General features: G+C 68.6%; 3 protein-coding genes. All 3 read right to left on the reverse strand.

The genetic code is table 11. The annotated features are described in order from the left end of the window. The coding region (locus WCE35_RS16270) for a 2-keto-4-pentenoate hydratase (RefSeq protein WP_424594363.1) at positions 1 to 635 on the reverse strand (635 nt) is incomplete at its 3' end. Between the two features lie 54 nt (positions 636 to 689). Next, on the reverse strand, positions 690 to 1055 hold the full coding sequence (gene dksA, locus WCE35_RS16275) for an RNA polymerase-binding protein DksA (protein ID WP_424594364.1): 366 nt from the start codon (positions 1053 to 1055) through the stop codon (positions 690 to 692). 242 nt (positions 1056 to 1297) lie between these two features. Beyond that, on the reverse strand, positions 1298 to 1565 hold a 268-nt coding region (locus WCE35_RS16280), incomplete at its 5' end, for a flagellar assembly protein FliX (protein WP_424594365.1).

Here is a 1565-nt window from a genome sequence, read left to right on the forward strand (position 1 = left end):
AGCCAGGCCAGCGCGCGGTGGGGATGGCCGAGCACGTCGGCGCCGGTGCCGCGGCCGGCTTCGACGCCGTTGATGACGGCGCGGCCGATCACCTCCAGCAGATCGGGCGCGCTGCCGCGCGCGACCGCCTCGCCGAGCACGCAGCCGGCGGCGAAGAAATCATCCGCCACCAGGGTCGGCGCGCCCATCGTCTCCCATTTCACATAGCGGTCGTCGACGATCTCGATCGCGGGGTGATAGGCCCCGATCGCCGGCGCCACCGTCTCGGCCGTGAACGGCGCGCCGGAGGCCGGCAGATCCTGCTCGAGCCGCACCGCGATCTCGCATTCGACGCCGGCGCGGACGTAGTCGCGGGCCTGAAGCCGCGCGCCGGCCTCGTGCACGCCGCGCGCGAACACGCCGCCGGCGCAGGGGTGCGGGATATCGAGATAGCGCTGCATCACCGCGCTGGTGCAGCCGATCTTGTAGCCGACCAGGCCGCCTTCCCGCGGCAGCAGCAAATCATGCACCGCGCGCTGGACGCGATAGCCTTCCGCCTCGTCGCGCGGCGCGATCTCGGACGCGAGCGAAGCGAGCCTGGTGCGGGCGCGGCGGGCACTCGCGATGACCTGGGCGGCCGCGAGAATCACGTCCATCGGCGGCGGCTTTCAGCTCGACTCAACAAAACGGCCGCACGCGGCGGCCACATCCTACTCGTCGCGATAGACCTTTTCGCGCTTCTCGTGGCGCTCCTGGGCTTCGACCGACAGCGTGGCGATCGGGCGGGCCTCGAGGCGCTTCAGCGCGATCGGCTCGCCGGTTTCCTCGCAATAGCCGTAGGTGTTGTCCTCGATGCGCTGAAGTGCGGCGTCGATCTTGGAGATCAGCTTGCGCTGGCGGTCGCGGGCGCGCAGCTCGATGGCGCGGTCGGTCTCCGACGAGGCGCGGTCGGCGAGATCGGGGTGGTTGACGTTCTCTTCCTGCAGCGTCTGCAGCGTGATCCTGGATTCGCGCAGGATTTCGTCCTTCCACGCCAGGAGCTTGGCGCGAAAATAGTCGCGCTGGCGCTCGTTCATGAAAGGCTCTTTTTCGGAGGGTCGATAGCTCTTCAACTTTTCCAAGGCGGGCCCATCTGTAATGCAAGGCGAACGGAAAATTGTCCGTCCGCGCGCGCCTTATATAGCGGCGGGCTATGACAGACAATATCGGCAACGATCTGGAGAGCGGTTGTTTTCGCGGGTCTGGCGCCGAAACCTGTGCGCAACGCGAGGGCCGGCCCGGCCGCCCCTGGAACCTGCCCGCGGATCGTCGTCCGGCGCTAAAACTGTCCGGCCTTGGCCAGTTCGACCTCGACCCGAAGCTCGATCTCGGACAGCACGGTGTCGAGGCCGGGGTCGCCGGAGGAGGATTTCAGGTTGGCGGCGGCGTCGCGCAGCCGGGTCACGGTGGAGGCTTGCAGATTGCCGGCGAGCAGCCCGATCTTGAGGTCGTCGAGCACGTCGAGCGCGCCCTTGCCGCGCGCCACCGACCGCCTGCGGCGCTCGGCGGGGTCCTCCACCCCCTGCAAAGCCAGCAGCGCATCGATA

This window comes from Bradyrhizobium sp., from assembly GCF_049691595.1.
In the GTDB taxonomy this organism is placed as follows: Bacteria; Pseudomonadota; Alphaproteobacteria; order Rhizobiales; family Xanthobacteraceae; genus Bradyrhizobium.